Source organism: Erwinia sp. (assembly GCF_049696395.1).
Classification (GTDB): Bacteria; Pseudomonadota; Gammaproteobacteria; order Enterobacterales; family Enterobacteriaceae; genus Erwinia.
Map to the genome: position 1 here is coordinate 1 of NZ_JBAVTT010000065.1, position 23,828 is coordinate 23,828.

Consider the following 23,828-nt stretch of genomic DNA (forward strand, 5'->3'; position numbering starts at 1 on the left):
CATCAAAGAGCTGCAAGGTGATGAAGCATCAAGAATTCAGCATCTTTTATCTGAAAGAAACAGAATTTTGAGTTCATTAGCACAACCTTATCTTGATAATCTTGCCTCTGGTAGTCTAGAGTTAAATGGGTTCGATAAAGCTTTGAATGATATTTGGGAAACTGTTGAAAATGAAAACAAAGATATCTTTGAGAATTATATTTATGCATTAGAGAGTTTGAAAGAAAGTATCGACATTCAAACCATTGCAGTAATGGGAGAGGATGAAAATGCTAAACTCAGAACTGAAGTAGACAGATTAAATTCACTAGCGCAACTTGGCATCGCAGTGGAGATTTTAGGCCATGAATTTGAAACATACGATGATATGATTGGAAAGGGGTTAGATTCTTTACCAATTGAATTTCGAAATGGTAGCAGTGGGAAATTAATTACCACGGGCTATCATGGTCTAACCCAACAAATTCAATTCCTATCTCCTTTGCAATTATCAGGTGAACGTATTCAACGTAAGATCTCCGGAATCGAGATATTCCAATATCTGGTTGACTTTTTCGGTAGAACATTTAAAAAAAATAAAATTAACTTCAATGCATCTGAAGATTTCAAATATTTTTCAATTTATGGTCAACCTTCAAGAATTTTCCCTGTGTTTATTAACTTGATAAACAACAGCCAATATTGGGTGTCGAGAAACAATAACGATAATAAAAATATCATTCTTAGTGTTAAAGATAAGTTCGTGATTGTTTCTGATAATGGCCCTGGCGTTGATGATTTCGATATTAAACGCCTGTTCTCACTTTTTTTCACCAGAAAAACTTCCGGTGGACGAGGAATTGGTCTCTATCTATGCAAAGCAAATCTGGCTGCTTCCGGGCATGAAATATCATATGCCACTGACGACGAGTTTAAAGTTCTGTCTGGAGCAAATTTCGTACTGAATTTCAAATCTGCATCGTTTGAGAAAAATTAAAATGACTATTACATACACAGATCTTATACGCGAAACCTTCATTAATCCACTTCGTTCAGTTACAATTATTGATGATCAATACCCAACATGGGAGGATTGGTTGCAAGGTTATGCATTTAAAGATAAAACAGACCAAACATTAAATTCAATACAGAATAAGTCTTGGGAAAATCCTGATAAAATAAAGTCAAGAATTGATGAGCTTCGCAATCAAAAGTTGATAATTGATATACATGATGGCAACGAAGAAGAATCAAGAATAAACTATTACCATCACTCAGATCTTGTTATTCTGGACTATCAACTTGAAGGACAGAATGGAGATGGAAAAAAATCAATCGAAATCGCCCAAAAACTTCTCACTGAAAACTCTCACTTTAATTTAATTGTCTTACATACTCAAGAAGATAACGATCGTTTATTAACCCCCTTCTCTAATATTCTTCTTAAATTAATGGGAAAGCCTGAAAAATTAAATTCAAAGCTGATTGATCAAGGTGATGAATTAATAGATGAATTTGAAATACAAAACCGTCTCAATTCTGCATTCACATTGCAGCACTATCTCACCATTCGCATTCATGATTTTAAATATTTTAAAAATGGGCTGCTTGATAAAACTTTGCAAGCAAGATATCCAATATTTTCAGAATTGACATCAATTGTCCATGAATATAAAATGAACCACCAACAAGTGGCAATGCTCTTAACATCAATTTGCAATAAAATAGCTCATAATTCAGAAGAAAACTTTAGTGATGAGAATGCACCTGGTCTAAAATGGTCTTCAAGTGAGATTTTATGGATAAAAACGGATAAAGGATTCATTGCATTCACAAGCAAAAAATCAGATAAATTATTTATTGATGTATTGCTTACTGCGCTTACTGATTGGCAACCAACTCCTTCTCGCATGATCTCTGGAAAAATAAGAAACCTTTTACATGTTCAAGGAGCAGAGTTTGAAGATAAATTCCTTCATCAGGATCATATTGGATGGTTATTTTATAAAACATTCAACAGTGATAAATCTAAAAACAAAATTTCTTTGGTTACCTCTGAACTTAACCGCCAGATGGAAAGATACTCCGATTTGATACATTCGGGTATACAAGACTTCGCAAATAAAATATTGTTAACTGATTCAAAGGAAGATAATGGACAACCTTCTAAGTTTGAAAAAATGTATCAGTTTGAAGCTGAGAATATAATGATTGCAAGAGATAATTATAATTCATTTGTTTCTTGTAAACCACATGCAAGCGAACATTTAACACCAGGAAATATTTTGTGCCATGGAGATAATATTTGGATTGTAGTAACACCTTCTTGCGATTTGGTACCTAATCAAAAGATATCGAATACCACACCAAATTTCATTAAATTTACAGCTGCGAAACTACACAAAAGAAAAATTGCAGATGTTAGAGAAGAAGCAAACACTGGAAATATAATATTTCTGAAGAACTCCATTAATAATGATGAAATTTCCTGTTATTCTATTTATGGCGCACCAGAAGCAGGCTTCAACGAAAGATATTTAACCCAGAAAATTTTTTTAGCTCAAAATAGAGGGGAATTCACAAAAGCAGAACAAAAATACACTGTCACAGCATTCTCTGAAAAAGAAAACCCTATTGATAATAGGTTAGAGTTCGAAGAAATAACTTTCACATTACATCATCAACAATTAAGATACGAATATGCTCTAAATTTATTGTCTAAAATTGGAATTCATGCATCAAGAATAGGCTTGGATTATATATCTAAATAGCTTTTAAATACCGGAGTTATCGTATCTTAATATGGGGCTACACCTGACTAGCCCCTCAAAAATTAAGCTTTATCGTTCAGCACCAGCTGACCGTTGCTGTCCAGCGGGATGCGGGTGCCTGGGTCGTTATCCATGCGGATTTTGCCCTGATCGTTACCAATTTTGTAGGTAACGTCATACCCCATCATTTTTTCCTGCTTGTCGTATACGGTTTTGCAGCGCTGCTCTGTCGTGGTGTAGGTATCACGATCCTGCATGGCGCCCTGCACCTGATTACCGCCGTAGCCTCCGGCCACTGCACCAGCAACTGTGGCAACATCGCGACCGCGACCGCCGCCAAACTGGTGACCCAATACGCCACCCGCTACTGCACCAAGGACAGAACCGGCAATCCGGTGCTCATCCTGCACTGCCCGGCGGTGTGTCAGCGTAACGTTACGACATTCCTGGCGTGGGTTTTTGGTCGTTTCTTTGATTGGTGTTGCGGAGAGCACCTGCGCAAACTGCGGGCTGCGATCAAAGACGTTCATGCCTGCTACAGCAGCAACGCCCAGCGCAGCTGCCACACCAATTCCAATACCTGCCAACATTGATTTATTCACAGGACGTTCTCCTGAAATTGTTACCGCGCAATTATGTCTGTACCCATTCCCTGGCAGAGACCTTTACCCGGCGTGCGCGACTCGCCATGAGGTGTTGGGGTAATTTTGCGCATCAGGACCATTTATGACAATAAGAATACCGGACGAAATTACGTCCACTTACCATAAGAGAAAGCTTTTAAGAGTGTTCTGATCGACGGTGATTCGGGGCGGTAAAAGAAGAAAGGCTTATAGTAAACGGGTCACTATAAGCCTCTTAGCTGGAAAATTATGTGGTACTACAACGACTAAAATGCGATCAGTGCATTTTCAGTCGCGGGCGGATCACCCGGTTAATGCTGCCAACCAGCATCATCAGGCCCGTTTTGAAATAGCCGTGCAAGGCGACCTGGTGCATACGGTATAACGAGATGTAAACGAAACGAGCAATACGCCCTTCCACCATCATCGAGCCGCGCATCAGATTACCCATCAGGCTACCCACCGTACTGAAACGCGAAAGCGACACCAGCGACCCGTGATCCTTATAAACGTAGGATTTCAGGTTCTGGCCTTTTAACTGCGCCAGAATGTTACTCAGCACCAGTGAAGCCATCTGGTGAGCAGACTGCGCACGAGGAGGGACGAATCCGCCTGAAGGCAGTGCGCAGGACGCACAGTCACCAATCGCGAAGATGCTGTCATCCAACGTTGTTTGCAGCGTGGGCTTCACCACCAGCTGATTGATCCGGTTAGTTTCCAGACCGCCAATCTCTTTCATAAAATCAGGGGCTTTGATGCCCGCAGCCCAGACCATCAGATCGGCATCGATAAATTCGCCCGATTTGGTGTTCAGCCCTTTTTTATCCGCACTGGTTACCATGGTCTGCGTTAACACACGAACACCAAGCTTGGTCAGCTCATGGTGTGCAGCGGTAGAGATACGTGGCGGCAGTGCAGGCAGAATACGCTCACCCGCTTCCACCAGCGTGACGTTCAGCGCCTGGTTGTCCAACCCTTTGTAGCCGTAGCTGTGCAGCTGTTTGACCGCGTTATGCAGCTCGGCTGAAAGCTCAACACCCGTTGCACCAGCGCCAACAATGGCGATGTTCACTTTGTCCTGCGGCTGTTCGCTGGAAGAGAACTTCAGGAACAGGTTAAGCATTTCATTGTGGAAACGACGTGCCTGATGCGGGTTATCCAGGAAGATGCAGTTATCTTTCACGCCTGGCGTACCAAAGTCGTTAGACGTACTGCCCAGCGCCATCACCAGCGTGTCATAAGCCAGCTCACGTTCAGGGACCAACAGCTCACCCTGCGCATCGCGGATCTCAGACAGCTGCAGGCGTTTGCCTTCACGATCGATATCGGTCAGCGTGCCCAGCTGGAACTGGAAACCGTGATTACGGGCATGCGCCAGATAGCTCAGCCCATCAATCCCTTCATCCAACGATCCGGTTGCCACTTCATGCAGCAGCGGTTTCCACAGGTGACTGTGGTTGCGATCTACCAGCGTGATTTCAGCCTTTTTCTTACGTCCCAACTTGTGACCCAGCTGAGTGGCAAGTTCAAGTCCGCCTGCTCCTCCGCCGATAATGACAATTTTCTTCATTGGTGTAGTCAATTGACCCCCTTAAAATGTGAACCAATCGTTAACTAAAGGTTAAATTAATATCCTTAGTAAACATAGGGTTGGCGAGTTTAATTCGCTATCTGCTGGCAGAATAGCACGGGGATGAAGCAGAGATCTCTTAAAATTGATGCAGGTCAATTTTTGCCAATGATCTCAGAATAGTACGAAGAAAAAGCGGAGGACGCAGGCTGATGTCTGCGTCCTTTTTAGGGCTAACCGAGGGTTTTGAAGGCTTTGATGCGTTGCAGGTGTTTCGCGATATTCTTGAATTTATGGCCTTGCTCAGCGTCCCAGATAATTTCATAACTGGTTTGCAAAGCCTCTGCCGAACGCTGGCTGTTTAGCGCTTCATCTTCACGCGAAAGGATCACCAGACAGCGGTCGCGGTTCTTCTCACGGAAGTTGCTGACGCATTTTGTCGCCAGATCAACATACTCTTCAGGGCGGTTAATTTTACCCACCATATTCTCTTCAGGCCATAAGTTAGGATTGAAGATCACCTGGCGGATATCAGTGAGAAAGCCAATCCGTTCTGCCCAAAAGCCCCCTAAGCCCACTCCGCAAATTAACGGCCTTTCGTCCTCAGTGCTGCGCAGCAATTTATCCGTCTCATTCAGCAGATACTGCATATCATGCTTGGGATGAAGCGTGCTGTAGCTAAGCAACCTGACGTCCGGGTCAATAAATTGCAGCTGGAGAACCTTTTCGTGGTTCCCCGGGCTGGTGGAATCAAAACCATGCAGATAAATGATCATTGCCATCCTCGTTGAGAATTGCCGTCAGCTGCCTTTGTGCTCCAGCCAACGCGACTGCAGCGCGGTCAGAGCCTTGTTCGCTTCTTTCCAGCGAGGCGAATCAAGCAGCTGCTGGCGGGTAAATGTTCCGCGATGATACAACCGACTGATGCGCTCGGCTTTGATCGGCGACAGATTATCCAGCACGCTGACCGCCCCTTCACGGTTATTGCAGACCAGAACCATATCGCAGCCCGCATCCAGCGAGGCCTGGCCGCGCTCGGCGTAACTGCCCATAATCGCCGCGCCTTCCATTGACAGATCGTCTGAGAAGATCACGCCGTCGTAGCCCAATTCGCCGCGAAGCACCTTCTGCAACCAATGGGAAGATCCGCTGGCCGGACGGGGATCGATCTGAGTATAGATAACATGCGCAGGCATGATCGCATCCAGCGCCTGCTCTTCAATCAGTTGTTTGAAAATCTGCATATCATGCTGGCGAATGTCCTGCTCGCTGCGATCGTCACGCGGCGTCTCTTTATGAGAGTCTGCACTGACTGCGCCATGGCCAGGGAAGTGCTTACCGGTGGTTTTCATTCCGGCGTCGTGCATCCCACGGATAAACTGACGCGCCATCTGCAAAGCAATGGCCGGATCTTCGTGGAAGCTACGCTCGCCAATGGCCGCGCTGCCGTGACCAATATCCAGCACTGGCGCAAAACTGATGTCGATATCCATGGCGATCATCTCTGAGGCCATCAACCAACCTGCCTGCTGTGCCAGCTCTTCCGCTTTCGTTTCATTGTTCAGCGCATAAAACGACTGCATGGCGGGTAAACGGGTAAACCCTTCACGGAAGCGCTGAACGCGTCCGCCTTCCTGATCTACTGCTACTACCAGCCGGTTACGGGAAGCCTGGCGTATTTGCCTGACCAGTTCAGCCAGCTGCTCAGGATCGTGATAATTGCGGCTGAACAGAATCAATCCGCCCACCAGAGGATGCTGTAAAATTTCACGCTCTTCTGCATCCAGCTCGTAGCCGAGCACGTCTAACATTACCGGTCCCACACTTCACCTCTTAATCTGATAACACCCGCTGCCAGGCTTCTGCTGCCAGCGAGAAAAACATCGGTTCCTGACTCTGCTGCCAGCGCAGCTCATACCAGCTGGCCATCAACAGTCGCAGCCACGGCTGCCAGCGCTGCATCTGCTGCTTCAACGCCTGCTCGTCAAGTTTTTGCTGCTCAGCATAGTAAGCCGTCAGCTGGTGTTGTTGTTGCTGGTTGAGGCCGTTGCCAGCCACTATCGCCGCCAGCTCCAGCGCCACATCGCCATCGCTGGCGTATTCCCAGTCGATCAGCTGCAACCGGTCTTGATCGCGGATGACGTTTCCAGCATGGATATCCATATGCAGTAACGCCAGCCGCAAGGGTTTTGGCTCGCCCTGCTTGCTGAGTTCTTTAAGCGCCCGCAGCCAGCCGTGATGACGACGAGCCGGGCAACTTAACAGCCAGTATTGTTCTAACAGCCGCAACAGCGATAAACGGTAGCCGCTCAATGGCTGCGAGTGCAAGGCTGCCACTTGTGCGGCCACAGGCTCAAGCAGGTGCAGGAATGCCGGCTGATCTAACGCTTCGCCCGGTTGCCAGCCAAGCAGTAACCACTCTGTCGCAAAACCATATACGGCTGGCGCAAGATCGGTGCCGGAAAGTTTGCGTAAGATATGGTACTCGCGACGGCGATCGACCCCTGGAATGGGCTCAGCTTTACGCTGGTGGCGGGCCAGCAAGGTCAGCTCACCCACCTGCACTTTTCCCGTCTGACCGGTGAGCCCGGTCAGCGGAATAAAAGAACCGGCGAAGGGGGCCGCCGGAAACTGTTGGGTGATTAGCCTGCCAAGCGCCGGATCAATGCTGAACGACACCGTTGCCCGACCAGATGATTTCACCGGTCTGTACCAGCATCAGTTGCATCTGCAGCGCAGGCGTTTTCACATCACCCTGCACGTTGCTGTACAGCACATACTGCGCGCCAACGTAGCGAGCCAGGCCTACAGCTTTGCTGCGGGAACCCAAACTGTCTTCTGCCGACAGGCCAAGCGTCTGCTTAGCAGTAGCCAGCTGTTGTGGCGTTACCAACGTGAACTGGGTGTTATTGTCCAGTGCTGAGTGCAGCGCAGCGGTAGCTTTACCGGTTTGCAGACTGCCGTTAGTGCTGTTTTTCACCCCATCCACCAGCAGAACGCTGCCTGCTGTCACGCCATCGGCTTTCAGCATTTGAGCAATCAGGGGGGAAACGCTGGCATCCCAGTTGATCGACTGGAACTTCGGCGGCTGTGGCACGTTATCTACCGGCGGTGGCTCAACTGGCGGTGGTACTGGCTGAGTCGGTTGAACCGGTTCAACTGGCGCAGGTTTCTGTGGCTGCTGTTGTTCATTTACACAGCCTGCCAGGATCAGCGCCAGTAACATGACACCCGAGAGTTTAATTAACTTCCTTTCCACGCAATAACTCCTAAAGATACAAATAGAGCCTGACTTTGCTCGCCGTCAGGTTACCGGTTTGCGATGCTATTTCAATATTGCCATTAGCGGCCACTGTGGTGGTGCGCGGGGCCTCAAACGGGGTTATCTCCAGGCCTTTGTCATCATACCAGTAGAAACGGTAGTGCACGGTCACCGGTTTCACCTGCTGATTATAAAGCACGGCGGAGGCCCGCTGTTGCCCTTCATTTTCGGACATCACGGGCTGATCGGTGGTGATCCCGGCGGAAAGCACCGAAGACTCCATCACCAGCGACTGCGATGTATTAATGGTGGTTTGATCGCTACTGCATCCGCTGAGAAGCGCCAGTAACGTTAGGCCTGTGGCAATCGCCCGCATAATAAGGTGTGTCCGCATTTGAGGGCTAGTTAGCCAGCATTGGGCCTAAAGGACGACCGCCAACGAGATGGAAGTGGATATGATAAACCTCCTGTCCACCGTGCTTATTGCAGTTCATGATCAACCGGTAGCCGTCTTCGGCAATCCCCTGATCTTTCGCAATTTTAGCAGCAACGGTGATCATCCTGCCCAATGCGGCTTCATGCCCTGCCACCGCATCGTTCGCGGTTGGGATCACAATATTAGGGATGATCAGAATATGGGTTGGGGCTTTTGGCGAGATATCACGGAAGGCGGTAACCAGCTCATCCTGATAGACGATGTCTGCCGGGATTTCACGGCGGATAATTTTACTGAAAATCGTTTCTTCAGCCATCAGTCACTTCCTTATAAAAAGTTGAGTTCAGGCAGTATGAGTGAGGTAGCCGTTTTCTTTCAACCCTCCCGTGACTTTTCTTGCGCTAATCGTCTGACATGGCAGCATTCAGCTTGCGCTGGTATGAAAAAGGGGAGCCTCAGCCCCCCTTTTGTCATGGCTCTTTCCCTTAACTGTTACGCATAAAGTCATCCATATCCGTTTTCAGGTTATCGGATTTGGTGCCAAAGATAGCCTGAACACCGGAGCCAGCAATCACCACGCCCGCTGCGCCCAATTTTTTCAGGCCCGGCTGATCAACTTTGGTGACATCTGCCACGCTCACACGCAGACGAGTAATGCAGGCATCCAGATTAGTGATGTTCTCTTTACCGCCAAAGGCGGCAACCAGGTTACCAGCCATCTCACTGGCGTTGCCCACGGATTGCTCCGCCGTAGTGTCTTCACGACCCGGTGTTTTCAGATTGAATTTAGCGATCACGAAACGGAACACCGTGTAATAAATCAGGCCGTAAATAATGCCGACAACCGGGAACAGCCAGATCTTGCTGCTGTTGCCGCTGAGCACCACAAAGTCGATTAAACCATGCGAGAAGCTGGTGCCGTCACGCATCCCTAACAGGATACAGATTGGGAAAGCCAGACCAGCCAGCAGGATGTGGATGGCATACAGCACCGGCGCCACAAACATGAAGGAGAACTCAATCGGTTCGGTGATACCGGTCAGGAAAGAGGTCAGAGCAGCGGAGATCATGATGCCGCCCACTTTGGCACGATTTTCTGGTTTTGCTGAGTGCCAGATGGCGATAGCCGCGGCTGGCAGACCGTACATTTTAAACAGGAAGCCGCCTGAGAGTTTGCCTGCAGTAGGATCACCCGCCATATAGCGAGGGATATCACCGTGGAACACCTGACCAGCAGCATTGGTAAATTCACCTATCTGCATCTGGAAAGGGACGTTCCAGATATGGTGCAGACCAAACGGCACCAGCGTGCGCTCAATCAGGCCATACAGGCCGAAGGCAACAACCGGATTCTGATAGGCCGCCCACTGGGAGAAGTCCTGAATCGCCGTACCAATAGGTGGCCAGACAAAGGAGAGCGCCACACCGAGGAAGATAGCGGTAAAACCGGAGATGATCGGTACAAAGCGTTTACCGGCAAAGAAGCCCAGATATTCAGGCAGCTTGATGCGGTAGAAACGGTTAAACATATAGGCCGCGATCGAACCGGCAATGATCCCGCCCAGTACGCCGGTATCGGCCAAATGTTTGGCTTCAATTTCAGCAGGCGGTAAATGCAGCACTAACGGCGCGACTACCGCCATGGTTTTCACCATGATGCCGTAAGCGACAACGGCTGCCAGAGCAGAAACACCGTCGTTATTGGTAAAGCCTAACGCCACGCCGATGGCGAAGATTAACGGCATATTGGCGAAGACTGATCCACCGGCTTCCGCCATGACGTGTGACACCACGGCGGGTAGCCAGCTGAAGTTGGCGGAACCAACGCCCAGCAGAATGCCGGCTATCGGCAGAACCGAAACCGGCAGCATCAGCGATTTACCGACCTTTTGCAGGTTGGCAAAGGCATTTTTAAACATAGTATGGAACTCCTGAGTATGGGTGCTGTTTTACGCGCGTTACGCGTGATAACGGAGGGGAGATCTCCGCTATTACTGGAACGTCTTAGCGTTCTCGTGATTTATTACGAAGAGTAAAATAAATCGCTAAAATATTGTTTGATGAGTGTCACGTTTCATCGAAGCTTTGTATTTTTACCGGTTCAACTGACCAGAAAGTGTCAATTTTTGCCCATTAAAAACCGCATCGTTCCTGAAGAGCGATGCGGGCAGAGAGGAGCACAAAGGCAGACTTGAGTATGAGCCGTGCTTATCCTTCGCTTAAACGGGAAAGCGGCACGTGGAACAGGTCAGAAAAGTTCTTCGTGGTAGCCTCAGCCATTTGCTCAATGCTGACACCTTTAACCACCGCCATATAGTCGGCAACGTCACGAGTATAGGCAGGCTGGTTCTCTTTCCCCCTGAAGGGAACAGGCGCCAGATAAGGTGAATCTGTTTCCACCAGGATACGATCCAGCGGCACATAGCGCGCGGCTTCGCGGATGGTTTCAGCATTGCGGAAAGTAACGATACCAGAGAAAGAAATGTAGAAGCCCATATCCAGCAGTTTTGCTGCCGTTTCACGGTCTTCGGTAAAACAGTGCAGCACGCCGCCACAGCCTTCAACCTTCTCTTCTTTCAGAATAGCCAGCGTATCTTCACGGGCATCACGCGTATGCACAATCACCGGTTTGTTCAGGTCGCGACCAATCCGGATATGTTCGCGGAAAGAAGCCTGCTGCTGATCTTTCGTTTCTTTCTGATAGAAGTAATCCAGCCCGGTTTCACCCATCGCTACCACTCGCTCATCCGCGGCCAGTTGGCGCAGTTCCGCAAAGTCATAGGGCTCTTCCTGATTCAACGGATGAACGCCACAGGAGTAAGCTACGTTGGGACGATCGCCAATCAGTTTGGTCATCGCTTTATAACCAGGCAACGTGGTGGCTACCGCCAGCATGAATTTCACATCCCGCGCGGCGGCTTTCGCCAGCACATCGCTGACATCTTTATGCAGCACGTCATAATCCAGCCCATCAAGATGGCAGTGCGAATCTACTAAAAACATAATGACTCTCTATTCAGTCTGACCCGACGGCGCAGAGTGAAGCATTTGCTCCCATCCCAGCAGCTGGTCAGTCAGTAATAATTCACGATTTACGGCAACCACGTTGAGCAGTCGATCGCGGCAGGTCATCCATTGGCGCACGCTTTCATGCAGCGCGCTGGTTGGCAATTGCAATGCCATATCCGCAATCAGCGCCTGCTGATCAACATTGGCAATAAATTGCCCGCCGCCCTGCTGCCATTTCAGCGCATCTACCAGTAAGGCACAAAGCCAGCCGGTGCGTTGTACCGCATCATCATGGTTTAACGCGGGCAGCAAGTTTAGCATATCCTGGCGTAAAGCCGTGGGCAGTGCGCTGCAGAGCGCCTGGCGGGTAGCCCAACGCTTCTCTTCTAACAACGTAAGAGCCGCAGCAGGTGCACCTCCACTCAGACGTAAGGCTGTGACCCCGTCCTGTTCAGTCACCGAAAGCTGTTTTACCAGCCAGCCAAGACTTTGCCCCTCATCAGGTGGGGAAAGATGGAAGTTGAGGCAACGGCTGCGCAGCGTTGCCAGCAGTTGTGCAGGTTGCTGGCTGCACAGCAGGAACCAGGTATTCTTTGGCGGCTCTTCCAGCGTTTTTAACAATGCATTGGCTGCCGCTTCGGTCAGTTGAGCGGCATCCGGGATCCAAACGACCTTCGCGCCACCTTGCTGAGCATGATGATAGAGCTTTTCCGTGATACTGCGGACCGCATCAATACCAATCGAACTCTTGCCTTTCTCCGCTTCCAGGCTGTACCAGTCTGGATGGGTGTGCGCCTGCATCAGCTGGCACGCATGGCATTCACCGCAGCTTTTCAACCCTTCACGGCGCTGGCACATCAACCAGCGGCTGATCCCCCAAACCAGAGAGGCATCTCCCATCCCCGGCAACGCCTGCAGCAAAAGAGCATGATGTCCACGCCCTGCCTGATGCTGGCTAAGGATCTGCCGGTAAGGCTGGTTCAGCCACGGATACCAGATCATCGCTGTTCCTTCAGCCATACGACAACAGCCTGACGAATCGAGGCGGATACCTGTTCAATAGACTGCGTGGCATCTACGGTGTGGATCCTGTCATCACTTGCAGCAAGTTCCAGGTATCGTTCACGGGTGCGGATAAAGAAGTTCAGTGACTCCTGCTCAATTCGATCCAGTTCGCCACGGGCTCTTGCGCGCTGAAGACCAATTTCAGGCGTCACATCCAGATATAGTGTCATATCCGGTGAAAACTCACCGAGCACGCTCTGCTTTAGCTGGCTCATTAATGCAGTGTCCATCCCTCGCCCGCCGCCCTGATAGGCCTGAGAAGAGAGATCATGACGATCGCCAACAACCCAAGCGCCTCTTGCCAGCGCGGGTTTGATCACATTCTCAACCAGCTGAACGCGAGCGGCATACAGCATCAGCAGTTCGGCCTTATCGGTCACCTGCTCGCCTTCAATGCCCTGTTTGATCAGGTCGCGCAGCTTTTCGGCTAACGGTGTTCCGCCCGGTTCACGGGTAAAGACAATGTCGTCGATCCCTTGTTCACGCAGCGTGGCAACGACCACGTCACGGGCGGTGGTTTTGCCTGCCCCTTCCAGCCCTTCGATGACGATAAATTTACTGTCCATTTTTTTCCTTTACCGCCTGACGCCAGGCCTGAACCGCGCGATTATGACTGGCCAGGTTGGTGGTGAACTTGTGTCCACCCGTTCCATCCGCCACGAAATAGAGGAAGTTTGTTTTCACCGGATGCGCCGCCGCTTCCAGCGAAGCCTTGCTCGGCATGGCAATCGGTCCTGGCGGCATCCCGGAAATTACGTAGGTATTGTAAGGTGTTGGGGTGTCCAGATCCTTACGCGTTAGCGTGCCTTTGTAGCTGTCGCCCATGCCATAAATGACGGTCGGATCGGTCTGCAAACGCATGCCCAGCCGTAGACGGTTGATAAACACTGAGGCGACTTTTGTTCGCTCGTCGCTCAGGGCCGTCTCTTTTTCGACAATCGAAGCCATGGTCACCAGACCGTTTTTGTCTTTATAAGGCAGGCCATCCATTTTGCCCTGCCACAGATTGTCGACCAGCTTAACCATCCGCTCATTGGCACGCTTTAACAGCGCCACGTCAGTGGTGTTAGCCGTGTAAGCATAGGTGTCCGGGTAGAACCAGCCTTCCACATCCTGCTCAGGTAATGACAGCGCAGCGGCGACGGTCGCCAGCTTATCGTCAGATAGCGTGTGTTTGATGTAGGGCGCACTGCGAATCTGTGCCAGCCACTCTTGCAGGCGCTGCCCTTCAACCAGGCGTAACGGGAACTGCGCTTCTTTACCACTGGCAAGCAGCTCAAGCATCTGCCTGACGGTCATTCCCTGGGTGAAGCGATAGGTGCCGGCTTTGAACGTCGCCAGCTGCGGTTCCAGCTTCAACAGCCAGCCAAACCAGACGGTCTGCGGCACAATGTGCTGCTGATTGAGTTCCGCTTCCAGCACTACGCGACCAGAACCTGCAGGCAGCGTGAAAATAGTTTCTTTATTAATGGTCAGAGCTGAATCGGCAAACTGGCGAATCTGCCAGTAGCTGAAGGCTATGGCCGCCACGACGATGACGACAATCCCGGTGAGTAGTTTTCTTTTTACTGTCATGAAATATCCATGTTAATCGTCTTGAGGATGTAACAGAGTAAACAGCTGCCGCGAGGAGTAGTGCCAGTTCTCAATCTGATGAACCGGCAGGACCGGCATCAATGCATTGGTTATAATCACTTCTTCCGCGTCTGCCAGCGCTTCAGGCGGCTGACTGACTTCCTGCACTTCAGTCCCCCGCTCACGCAATTGCTGGATCACCCGCTGGCGTTGGATCCCGTTTACCCCAGAATGGCTGAGATCGGGTGTAAAGACCTGCTCTCCCTTACGCCAGAACAAATTTGCCGCACAGCATTCCACCAGGCAGCCGTCAGTGTCAAGTACCAGCGCCTCGTCTGCACCAGTCTGGTCAAGCTCTGTACGGATCAGCACCTGCTCAAGCCTGTTAAGGTGTTTGATCCCGGCCAGCAGCGGATTTTTCCCCAGGCGGATCGAACTTAATGCCAGCCTTACGCCGGTTTGTCGCCATTGATGATAATGGGCAGGATAGTCAGAGAGGAAAATCAAACGAGAAGGCCGTTCGCAGCCTGCGGCACTGTAGCCTCGTCCGCCAGCTCCTCTTGAAAGGATCACTTTCAGCACGCCAGTTGCACGGGTGGATGCTGCGAAAAGCATTTCGTCATGCAACGCTGACCAGTCGACGTTGCGGATCATCAGACGTTCACAGCCGGCGTTGAGTCTTTCCAGATGGGCTTCAAGCGCGGCGATTTTGCCCTGCAAAATGCGGGCGGTAGTGAAACAACCATCGCCGAACTGAACGGCACGATCGCGAGCCAGCAGGCTGTCCTGAAGCTCACCGTTAATCCAAACCATTACTTCCCCTGAGTCAACATCGCACTGCGCTAAAGAGTACCTTTATGCCCTGGCAGAATCATCCGATTGTCTGTGCATAATTGTATAAAGAGAGCGCTGGCCTCCCTGAAAACAAAAAAAGGCCCGCATAGCGGGCCTTCTGCAAGGGAGGTCGTCACTTAAATTTTGCGGAAAATCAACGAACCGTTGGTTCCACCGAAGCCGAAGGAGTTACACAAAGCATACTCCAGACCTTTTACCTGACGAGCTGTGTGTGGCACAAAATCCAGGTCGCAACCCACATCCGGATTATCCAGATTGATGGTTGGCGGAATAACCTGGTCACGCAGGGCAAGAATAGAGAAAATTGACTCTACGGCGCCTGCTGCCCCTAAAAGGTGACCGGTCATGGATTTCGTGGAACTGACCATCACGCTGCCTGCACTGGCACCGAAGATAGTCTTCACTGCCTGCGTTTCTGCTTTATCACCGGCAGGCGTGGACGTGCCGTGCGCGTTGATATAGCCAATCTGCTCTGGTGACAACTGTGCATCTTTCAACGCATTTTTCATTGCCAGAGCGGCACCGGCACCATCTTCTGGTGGCGAGGTCATATGGTAAGCATCGCTGCTCATGCCGAAACCAACCAGCTCAGCATAAATTTTTGCGCCACGCTTTTTCGCGTGTTCATACTCTTCCAGCACCACCAGACCCGCACCATCGCCCAGCACGAAGCCATCACGATCGCGATCCCACGGACGGCTTGCCGCCTGAGGATTGTCATTGCGGGTTGAAAGCGCGCGAGCTGCGCCAAAACCTCCCATACCCAAAGGCGTACTGCCCTTCTCTGCACCGCCTGCCAGCATCACATCGGCATCATTGTAAGCAATGATACGCGCAGCCTGACCAATGTTATGCACACCGGTAGTACAGGCCGTGGAAATGGCGATGCTTGGACCTTTCATGCCGAACATAATAGTCAGGTGACCCGCTATCATGTTTACAATCGTGGAGGGAACGAAGAAAGGACTGATTTTACGCGGGCCGCCGTTGATCAGCGAATCGTGGTTTTCTTCAATCAGACCGAGACCACCGATACCGGAGCCAATAGCGGCACCAATACGATCGGCATTTTCATCAGTAATGACCAGACCAGAATCCTGCATGGCTTGAATGCCAGCGACAACGCCGTACTGAATGAAGGCATCCATCTTGCGCTGATCTTTGCGCGAGATAAATTCTTCACAGTTAAAATCTTTTACTAAGCCAGCAAAACGCGTTGCGTAGGCACTAGTATCAAAATGGTCGATCAGGCTGATGCCACTCTGACCGGCAACAAGAGCATTCCAGGTGGACTCTACGGTATTGCCGACAGGAGACAACATGCCAAGACCGGTCACAACTACACGACGCTTAGACACGTTCGTCCTCCAGGGAGGGAAAAAATGACAATGAGACAGTGTGGGGAGTACAGATAAAACTCAGGCGGTCGAATGACCGCCTGGAGATGCTCACTTATGCCTGGTGACCATTGATGTAATCAATAGCAGCCTGAACAGTCGTGATTTTCTCAGCTTCTTCGTCCGGAATCTCGGTATCAAACTCTTCTTCCAGAGCCATTACCAGCTCAACGGTATCAAGAGAATCAGCGCCCAGATCTTCTACAAAAGAGGCAGTGTTAACAACTTCTTCCTGCTTAACGCCCAGCTGCTCGCCAATGATTTTCTTAACGCGTTCTTCGATAGTGCTCATACTATTAAATTTCCTATCAAAACTCGCTTTCGCGATGGTTTTCGTAGTGTATTAAATGGTGAAAAAGATGCAACTAAATCCCGGCTGGTCTGACCACGAATTTACGCTATTTTGCGGGTTTTACCGCAAATAACGCAAATGATTTCGTGATTATCAGACCATATACATTCCGCCGTTGACGTGCAGCGTCTCACCAGTGATGTACGCAGCCTCGTCGGAGGCTAAAAATGCTACGGCATTAGCGATTTCCTGCGCGCCGCCGAGGCGACCCGCTGGGACTTCCGCTAAAATGCCCGCACGCTGATCTTCAGTCAGCGCGCGCGTCATGTCGGTTTCAATGAAACCTGGCGCCACGACGTTAACGGTAATACCACGTGACGCGATTTCACGCGCCAGTGACTTGCTGAAGCCGATCAAACCCGCTTTTGCTGCTGCGTAGTTTGCCTGGCCCGCATTACCCATCGTTCCTACTACAGAACCAATGGTAATGATTCGGCCTACGCGTTTCTTCATCATAGCGCGCATTACCGCTTTTGACAGGCGGAATACGGAAGTCAGGTTTGTGTCCAGGATATCCTGCCACTCATCCTCCTTCATACGCATCAGAAGATTATCACGCGTAATGCCAGCATTATTGACTAAAATGTCCACTTCGCCAAATTCAGCACGAATATTTTCTAACACGCTGTCGATTGACGCGCTGTCAGTCACATTCAGCAGCAGGCCTTTGCCATTGGTGCCCAGATAAGCACTGATGGCGTCCGCCCCACTTTGGCTGGTCGCTGTACCGACTACTTTCGCGCCGCGTGCTACCAGAGTTTCTGCGATAGCACGGCCAATGCCGCGACTTGCACCGGTAACCAGTGCGATTTTTCCTTCAAAGCTCATGTTCATCCTCGTCTACTGTTAAAGCGCCGCTGACAGGCTGGCCGGATCGTTCACCGGAGCCGCGGTCAGGGTGTCAACAATACGTTTCGTCAGGCCAGTCAGCACCTTACCAGGGCCAACTTCCAGCAGTGACGTTACGCCTTCCTGCGCCATAAACTCCACACACTCAGTCCAGCGGACCGGGTTGTACAGCTGACGAACCAGCGCGCTACGAATGGCCTCTGCTGAGGTTTCGCACTGCACATCAACGTTGTTAACCACCGGGAATACCGGGGCGTTGAAGGTCAGTTTTTCCAGCGCAACAGCCAGTTTATCGGCTGCTGGTTTCATCAGTGCACAGTGAGAAGGTACGCTCACAGGCAACGGCAGAGCACGTTTGGCACCGGCAGCTTTACAAGCTGCGCCAGCGCGTTCTACCGCTTCTTTATTTCCAGCAATCACAACCTGACCAGGCGAGTTGAAGTTGACCGGGGAAACCACTTGTCCCTGGGCCGACTCTTCACAAGCTTTCGCGATGGAAGCATCATCCAGGCCAATAATGGCCTGCATAGCGCCTGTGCCTTCCGGCACCGCTTCCTGCATCAGTTTGCCACGCAATTCAACCAGCTTGATCGCTTCACTGAACTCGATCACGCCTGCACAAACCAGCGCACTATACTCGCCCAGGCTGTGTCCCGCCAGCATTGCAGGCATCTTACCGCCTTTTTCCTGCCAAACGCGGAAAATAGCAACAGATGCGGCCAGCAACGCCGGTTGGGTCTGCCAGGTTTTGTTCAGTTCTTCAACAGGACCTTGCTGCACCAGCGCCCAAAGGTCGTAACCCAGTGCCGCTGAGGCTTCAGCAAAGGTTTTCTCAATCAGCGGATTTTCAGCAGCCAGCTCAGCCAGCATGCCTACCGTCTGGGATCCCTGTCCCGGAAAAACCATAGCAAATTGCGTCATTGTGAAATCCTTAATCAAAAACGAACCAGCGCCGAGCCCCAGGTGAATCCACCGCCGAAGGCTTCGAGCAGAATGAGCTGACCACGCTGAATGCGACCATCACGCACGGCTTCATCCAGTGCGCAAGGCACGGAGGCGGCGGAGGTGTTGCCGTGACGATCAAGCGTTACCACCACTTTTTCCATGCCCATACCCAGTTTGCGGGCGGTAGCACTGATAATGCGCAGGTTAGCCTGATGCGGAACCAGCCAGTCAATGGCTTCACGTTCGAGGTTATTGGCTTGCAGCGTCTCTTCAACGATATGGGCAAGCTCAGTCACAGCCACTTTAAACACTTCGTTACCAGCCATAGTAACGTAGGAAGGCTGCTGCTGGTTCTGACGATCCTGATTAGGCAGGGTCAACAACTGGCCGAAGCGGCCGTCAGCGTGGAGATGAGTAGAGATGATGCCTGGTTCTTCGCTTGCGCCTAACACTACCGCGCCTGCGCCATCACCAAACAGGATGATGGTGCCGCGATCTTCAGGATCCAGCATACGAGCCAACACGTCAGCACCAATCACCAGCGCATTTTTAACCGCGCCGTTTTTGATGTACTGGTCAGCTACGCTCAAGGCATAGGTGAAGCCTGCACAGGCTGCTGCAAGGTCAAAAGACGCGGCGTCATCAATTTCCAGCATTTGCTGGATCATGCAGGCTGAGCTTGGGAAAGCGTGGCTGGATGAGGTGGTGGCCACCACAATCAGCCCGATGTCATTTTTATCAACACCGGCCATTTCCAGCGCGCGTTCTGCGGCATGGAAGCCCATTGAGGCAACGGTTTCATCCGGCCCGGCAATGCGACGCTCACGGATACCGGTACGGGTGACAATCCACTCGTCCGATGTATCCACCATTTTTTCCAGATCGGCGTTAGTCCGCACCTGTTCAGGCAAATAGCTGCCTGTACCGATAATCTTCGTATACATGTACGTCATTCACTCTTAGGTAATACAGCTTGAAGGCGGGCAGCAATCCGCTCTGGGACTTGCCGCGCCACCGCCTGCTCTGCCTGTTCGATCGCAGCAGCGAATGCGCGTTGATTAGCGGCACCATGACTCTTAATCACGGTGCCGCGTAATCCTAACAGACAGGCGCCATTGTACTGGTCGGGATTGAGGTGGCCGAAGCGCTTTTCCAGACGTTTTTTGACTAAACGCGCCAAAAGCGTCATCCACCAGGCCCTTTTTTTACCTTCGCCCTGTGATTTCAACAGCGAAAGAAACATTCTTACCACGCCTTCCATGGTTTTCAGGGTGACGTTGCCCACAAAACCATCGCAGACCAACACGTCCGTTTTCCCGGTAAGAAGATCGTTGCCTTCGAGGTATCCAATATAGTTAATATCTGGCGATTCACGCAGGATTACTGCGGCATCGCGAATACTGCTTAACCCTTTGGTCTCTTCCTGACCAATATTCAGCAAGGCTACGCGGGGAGATTTCACTGACAGAACTTCTTCCGCCATCACCGCGCCCATTACGGCAAATTGTACCAGCATCGCGCTGTCGGACTCGACGTTTGCGCCCAGATCCAACACCACGGTTTTGCCCTTGATCTGATTCGGTAATACCGTCATCAGTGCCGGGCGCTCAATCCCGTCCAGCGGTTTGAGCAACAATTTGGCCAGGCCCATCAGCGCACCGGTATTTCCGGCACTGATACAGGCCTGCGCCCGCCCTTCTTTCACCAGTTCAAGCGCCACGCGCATGGACGAGCCACGGCTATGGCGAATGGCCTGTGAGGGTTTGGCATCACTGGCAATAACCGACTCAGCAGGGATCACCTGCAGACGTGCCAACAGGGCAGAATCAGCTTTTGCGAGAAATGACGAGATGTTGTCGGGATTACCGACCAGAAGAAGATGCAGCTGTGTGTTAGAGGCCAGTGCCTGCATTGCAGCAGGCACTGTCACGCAGGGACCGAAGTCCCCGCCCATGGCATCTATCGCCAGGGTCAGACGTGGCAAAGTATCGCCTTGCGTATCTGCAAGAACTACTTAACGATGACCTTGCGACCGCGGTAGTAACCATCCGCAGTGATGTGGTGACGCAGATGCGTTTCGCCAGAAACTTTATCTACGGAAAGAGATGCTGTGGTCAGGGCATCGTGTGAACGACGCATGCCACGCTTGGAACGGGTTGGTTTATTCTGTTGTACGGCCATGGACCTTACTCCTATTACTTACGCTTTAAACTGGCTAATACGGCAAATGGGTTTGGTTTTTCTGCCTCTGCAGGCAGCTTGCCAAAGACCATGTCCGCCTCGGACACTTCACAGTGTTCAGAATCATGCACCGGAACGACAGGCAGGGCGAGGATAATTTCATCTTCAACCACCGCCAGCAGATCGATTTCGCCAAACTCGTTGACCTCGACCGGCTCGTACGCTTCCGGCAGTGCTTCAGCCTGTTCGTCAGTGACGACCGGGCTAAAACAATACGTCACGTGGACCTGATGCGGGAATGTCTTGTTGCAGCGTTGACAACACAGCGTAACGGAGACCGCCGCAGTACCGTTAAGTACTGCTAACCGCTGATTGTCGATGGCGAACGACATCGAGCACTCTACATCACTGTCCACACTCACTACCGATTCGGTAATTCGCTCCACCTGTTCAGGGGTGTAAACGCCCTGATAATCAAGGCGCTTTTGAGCGGTACGAACCGGATCGAGAGTCAGGGGTAATTTTACTTTTTGCATAGGGCGCGCATATTAACTTTGTAACGAGATAGAGTCAAAGAAAAAGGCCGTTTCACAGCATCTTTCACCCAATATTCGCATCCAATGCGGCGCACAGTTTAAAATGCCTTGAACTGATTCGCTATCTATTCTGGAAAAAAATATGACACGACTGGTGCTAGCTTCCACTTCCCCCTTTAGAAAATCTTTGCTGGAGAAACTGGGAATACCCTTTATCACTGCCGCGCCCGAGGTGGATGAGGCCGCGCAACTCAATGAATCAGCTACTGATCTTGTTGTTCGCCTTGCCGCTGCTAAGGCTCAGGCGCTGGCAGAAAACTACCCAAATCATCTGATTATTGGCTCGGATCAGGTCTGTGTGATTGACGGTAAAATAACCGGAAAACCGCACACCGCCGAGAATGCTCACCAGCAATTAAAGCGAGCCAGCGGCCATAGCGTTATTTTTTATACCGGTCTCGCTTTGTATGACAGCCATTCTCAGCAGTTACAGGTGATATGTGAGCCGTTCAACGTCGATTTCCGGACGTTAAGCGACGAGGAAATTGTTAATTATGTGGAGAAAGAGCAGCCCCTGAACTGCGCAGGAAGTTTCAAAAGTGAAGGGCTGGGGATCACACTGTTTGACCGTCTTTCAGGTCGGGATCCGAATACCTTGGTGGGGCTTCCCTTGATTGCGCTCTGCGAGATGCTTCGCACTGCTGGGATTGATCCGCTTAAAGATTGAGTAAGTCGTGAGGATGTTCTGGGGGCAGGTCAGGGAAGGATTGTTGCTGCTGCTGTACTGCAAGTCGTCTGGAGGCTTTGGTGGCAGGTCAGGGAATGTTTGCTGCTGTAGTCGAGTGAGTCGTCTGATGGGTCTGGTGCAAGGTCAGGGAGAGCAGGTTGAATACAAAGACGCTGTGAACCCATACGTGGGGGCTTAACTGCGACGTCCATGTCGCAGATACTTTGCTTATCAACCTGCTCTCCCTTCCCGTAGACTTCAGCGTTGCCTGCTCAATTGGGCAACACGCCTCAAAATCAAACCAGCGGCCGCATTTGACCTGTGCGCCCACTAACCTAAACATCATTTCTGAAGCCTTACCACTGGAGCAGCCGTTGACCTTACCTTGACCTCAAGCCAGCAAGTTGAAGCTATTTAGCCGGTGCTGTTTTACGCAGGACTTCCAGGCAATGCTTCAGCTCGTTGTCGAGCGGTGCTTCAACCCGCATCACTTCCCCCGTATTTGGGTGGGTGAATTTCAACGCGGCGGCATGCAGGAACAGCCTTTTCAGCCCTGTGCCCGCCAACTGTGCATCGAAATCGCGTTCGCCGTAGCGATCGTCAAAAGCAATCGGATGGCCCGCATGCAGCGTGTGAACACGGATCTGGTGAGTACGACCAGTGATCGGGCTGGCTTTGACCAACGTAGCATGAGCGTAACGCTCTTCAACCTTGAATCGCGTTTCTGAAGGCTTGCCTTCGCTGTTTACCCGGACAATGCGCTCACCGCTTTGCAGAATGTTTTTCAACAAAGGAGCCTGCACGGCTTTGATATGCGAAGGCCACGCGCCACGAACCAGTGCCAGATAATCCTTCTGCATCCCCTTCTCTCTTAACTGCTCATGCAGCGAGCGCAGAGCTGAACGCTTTTTCGCGACCAGCAAAATGCCCGAGGTATCACGGTCAAGACGGTGCACCAGTTCAAGGAATCGGGCTTCTGGTCGTAGCGCTCTTAGCCCTTCGATTACCCCAAAGCTTAAGCCGCTGCCACCGTGCACCGCAGTGCCGGACGGCTTGTTCATCACCATGATGTAATCATCTTCATAAATGATCGCATTGGCTAAGGCAGCCACTTTGTCCAGCTTCGGCGAGATCGCCGCATCCTCTCGTTCTGCGACACGAACCGGCGGGATACGTATCTCATCTCCGGCTACGAGCTTGTATTCTGGCTTGATACGGCCTTTGTTGACCCGCACTTCGCCTTTACGCAAAATGCGATAAATCATGCTTTTCGGCACGCCTTTGAGCTGCGTGCGTAAAAAGTTATCGATGCGCTGTCCTGCCTCATCGGCAGAAATTGTCACCATTCGTACTGCTGGAGTATTGGTTTTCATGGTCGGCGATTCTAAATAGAGCGCCAGGATAGCGCCACCTCTTTTTCTGTGCTTAACTGACAGTGGCCCTCGTGGATGATGATTTATGGCCAGTTTTTGGGCAATTTGTGGAAATGAGAGGCAAATCGCCATAAAAGCCGGAATAAACTTCACAGAGCCACTAAAGTCACCTTGCTATAACAAGGTTAGCAATGGAATAATGCTACTGTTTTTCCTCGCTAAACCTTGTGAAACAAGCGTAAAGCGTAATAAGAAAGTTTGCCGGATAGCCCATACACGCAGCAATGGCGTAAGACGTATTGAGCAATCAGGCATTTAGCGGG

26 protein-coding genes are annotated in these 23,828 nt (G+C 50.8%); 3 read left to right on the forward strand and 23 right to left on the reverse strand.

All coding sequences use genetic code 11. From position 1 onward, the window contains the following. On the forward strand, positions 1-976 hold a 976-nt coding region (locus tag WCC56_RS08865), incomplete at its 5' end, for a sensor histidine kinase (RefSeq protein WP_424692024.1). A gap of 1 nt (position 977) precedes the next feature. Further along, a complete protein-coding gene (locus WCC56_RS08870) occupies positions 978-2,750 on the forward strand; it encodes a response regulator receiver domain (RefSeq protein ID WP_424692025.1) in 1,773 nt (590 codons plus the stop codon). Positions 2,751-2,812: 62 nt separating this feature from the next. Here the strand turns inward: WCC56_RS08870 and WCC56_RS08875 are convergent, their stop codons facing one another. The 22 genes from WCC56_RS08875 to yceD form a co-directional block, all read right to left on the reverse strand. Then, entirely contained in the window at positions 2,813-3,352 is a 540-nt protein-coding gene (locus WCC56_RS08875) for a glycine zipper 2TM domain-containing protein (protein WP_424692026.1), read from the reverse strand. 298 nt (positions 3,353-3,650) lie between these two features. Next, a complete protein-coding gene (locus WCC56_RS08880; protein WP_424692027.1) occupies positions 3,651-4,955 on the reverse strand; it encodes an NAD(P)/FAD-dependent oxidoreductase in 1,305 nt (434 codons plus the stop codon). 221 nt (positions 4,956-5,176) lie between these two features. After that, positions 5,177-5,719, reverse strand: a complete 543-nt coding sequence (ycfP, locus tag WCC56_RS08885) for an alpha/beta hydrolase YcfP (protein ID WP_424692028.1) — start codon at positions 5,717-5,719, stop codon at positions 5,177-5,179. A gap of 24 nt (positions 5,720-5,743) precedes the next feature. Next, positions 5,744-6,754, reverse strand: a complete 1,011-nt coding sequence (gene nagZ, locus WCC56_RS08890) for a beta-N-acetylhexosaminidase (RefSeq protein WP_424692029.1) — start codon at positions 6,752-6,754, stop codon at positions 5,744-5,746. Positions 6,755-6,776: 22 nt separating this feature from the next. After that, positions 6,777-7,646: a thiamine kinase gene (gene thiK / locus WCC56_RS08895; RefSeq protein ID WP_424692030.1), complete on the reverse strand. Its 870-nt coding sequence runs from the start codon at positions 7,644-7,646 to the stop codon at positions 6,777-6,779. Further along, on the reverse strand, positions 7,606-8,169 hold the full coding sequence (lpoB, locus tag WCC56_RS08900) for a penicillin-binding protein activator LpoB (RefSeq protein WP_424692084.1): 564 nt from the start codon (positions 8,167-8,169) through the stop codon (positions 7,606-7,608). Before lpoB ends, thiK begins: the two co-directional genes overlap by 41 nt. 43 nt (positions 8,170-8,212) lie before the next feature. Continuing rightward, the gene (locus WCC56_RS08905; RefSeq protein WP_424692085.1) at positions 8,213-8,581 is read right to left on the reverse strand and encodes a YcfL family protein; all 369 of its coding nucleotides are present in this window, start codon (positions 8,579-8,581) and stop codon (positions 8,213-8,215) included. Positions 8,582-8,606: 25 nt separating this feature from the next. Beyond that, positions 8,607-8,957 (reverse strand): purine nucleoside phosphoramidase, encoded by a 351-nt coding sequence (hinT, locus tag WCC56_RS08910; protein ID WP_424692031.1) that lies wholly within the window; start codon positions 8,955-8,957, stop codon positions 8,607-8,609. Between the two features lie 169 nt (positions 8,958-9,126). Next, positions 9,127-10,560, reverse strand: a complete 1,434-nt coding sequence (gene ptsG, locus WCC56_RS08915) for a PTS glucose transporter subunit IIBC (protein WP_424692032.1) — start codon at positions 10,558-10,560, stop codon at positions 9,127-9,129. A 289-nt stretch (positions 10,561-10,849) separates the two neighbouring features. Beyond that, positions 10,850-11,644, reverse strand: a complete 795-nt coding sequence (locus WCC56_RS08920) for a metal-dependent hydrolase (RefSeq protein WP_424692033.1) — start codon at positions 11,642-11,644, stop codon at positions 10,850-10,852. Positions 11,645-11,653: 9 nt separating this feature from the next. After that, complete coding sequence (gene holB / locus WCC56_RS08925) at positions 11,654-12,652, reverse strand: DNA polymerase III subunit delta' (RefSeq protein ID WP_424692086.1); 999 nt, start codon at positions 12,650-12,652, stop codon at positions 11,654-11,656. Further along, positions 12,649-13,281, reverse strand: a complete 633-nt coding sequence (tmk, locus tag WCC56_RS08930; protein WP_424692034.1) for a dTMP kinase — start codon at positions 13,279-13,281, stop codon at positions 12,649-12,651. The genes holB and tmk overlap by 4 nt, the downstream gene beginning before the upstream one ends. Beyond that, a complete protein-coding gene (gene yceG / locus WCC56_RS08935) occupies positions 13,271-14,290 on the reverse strand; it encodes a cell division protein YceG (protein WP_424692035.1) in 1,020 nt (339 codons plus the stop codon). Before yceG ends, tmk begins: the two co-directional genes overlap by 11 nt. 12 nt (positions 14,291-14,302) lie before the next feature. Beyond that, complete coding sequence (gene pabC / locus WCC56_RS08940) at positions 14,303-15,103, reverse strand: aminodeoxychorismate lyase (protein WP_424692036.1); 801 nt, start codon at positions 15,101-15,103, stop codon at positions 14,303-14,305. 158 nt (positions 15,104-15,261) lie between these two features. Continuing rightward, positions 15,262-16,503 (reverse strand): beta-ketoacyl-ACP synthase II, encoded by a 1,242-nt coding sequence (gene fabF / locus WCC56_RS08945; RefSeq protein ID WP_424692037.1) that lies wholly within the window; start codon positions 16,501-16,503, stop codon positions 15,262-15,264. A gap of 94 nt (positions 16,504-16,597) precedes the next feature. Beyond that, the gene (acpP, locus tag WCC56_RS08950; protein WP_004157115.1) at positions 16,598-16,834 is read right to left on the reverse strand and encodes an acyl carrier protein; all 237 of its coding nucleotides are present in this window, start codon (positions 16,832-16,834) and stop codon (positions 16,598-16,600) included. 153 nt (positions 16,835-16,987) lie between these two features. Next, the gene (gene fabG / locus WCC56_RS08955) at positions 16,988-17,722 is read right to left on the reverse strand and encodes a 3-oxoacyl-ACP reductase FabG (RefSeq protein WP_424692038.1); all 735 of its coding nucleotides are present in this window, start codon (positions 17,720-17,722) and stop codon (positions 16,988-16,990) included. An 18-nt stretch (positions 17,723-17,740) separates the two neighbouring features. After that, positions 17,741-18,664 (reverse strand): ACP S-malonyltransferase, encoded by a 924-nt coding sequence (fabD, locus tag WCC56_RS08960; RefSeq protein WP_424692039.1) that lies wholly within the window; start codon positions 18,662-18,664, stop codon positions 17,741-17,743. 14 nt (positions 18,665-18,678) lie between these two features. Then, positions 18,679-19,632, reverse strand: coding sequence for a beta-ketoacyl-ACP synthase III (locus WCC56_RS08965; protein ID WP_424692040.1), 954 nt, complete (start codon positions 19,630-19,632; stop codon positions 18,679-18,681). Between the two features lie 5 nt (positions 19,633-19,637). After that, positions 19,638-20,672: a phosphate acyltransferase PlsX gene (gene plsX / locus WCC56_RS08970; protein ID WP_424692041.1), complete on the reverse strand. Its 1,035-nt coding sequence runs from the start codon at positions 20,670-20,672 to the stop codon at positions 19,638-19,640. A gap of 26 nt (positions 20,673-20,698) precedes the next feature. Then, complete coding sequence (gene rpmF, locus WCC56_RS08975) at positions 20,699-20,869, reverse strand: 50S ribosomal protein L32 (protein ID WP_013201675.1); 171 nt, start codon at positions 20,867-20,869, stop codon at positions 20,699-20,701. A 14-nt stretch (positions 20,870-20,883) separates the two neighbouring features. Next, entirely contained in the window at positions 20,884-21,405 is a 522-nt protein-coding gene (gene yceD / locus WCC56_RS08980; RefSeq protein WP_424692042.1) for a 23S rRNA accumulation protein YceD, read from the reverse strand. A gap of 142 nt (positions 21,406-21,547) precedes the next feature. Here yceD and WCC56_RS08985 point away from each other — a divergent pair, with 142 nt between their 5' ends. After that, positions 21,548-22,132: a Maf family protein gene (locus WCC56_RS08985; RefSeq protein ID WP_424692043.1), complete on the forward strand. Its 585-nt coding sequence runs from the start codon at positions 21,548-21,550 to the stop codon at positions 22,130-22,132. A gap of 410 nt (positions 22,133-22,542) precedes the next feature. Here the strand turns inward: WCC56_RS08985 and rluC are convergent, their stop codons facing one another. Next, positions 22,543-23,505 (reverse strand): 23S rRNA pseudouridine(955/2504/2580) synthase RluC, encoded by a 963-nt coding sequence (rluC, locus tag WCC56_RS08990; protein WP_424692044.1) that lies wholly within the window; start codon positions 23,503-23,505, stop codon positions 22,543-22,545. Positions 23,506-23,828: the final 323 nt, after the last annotated feature.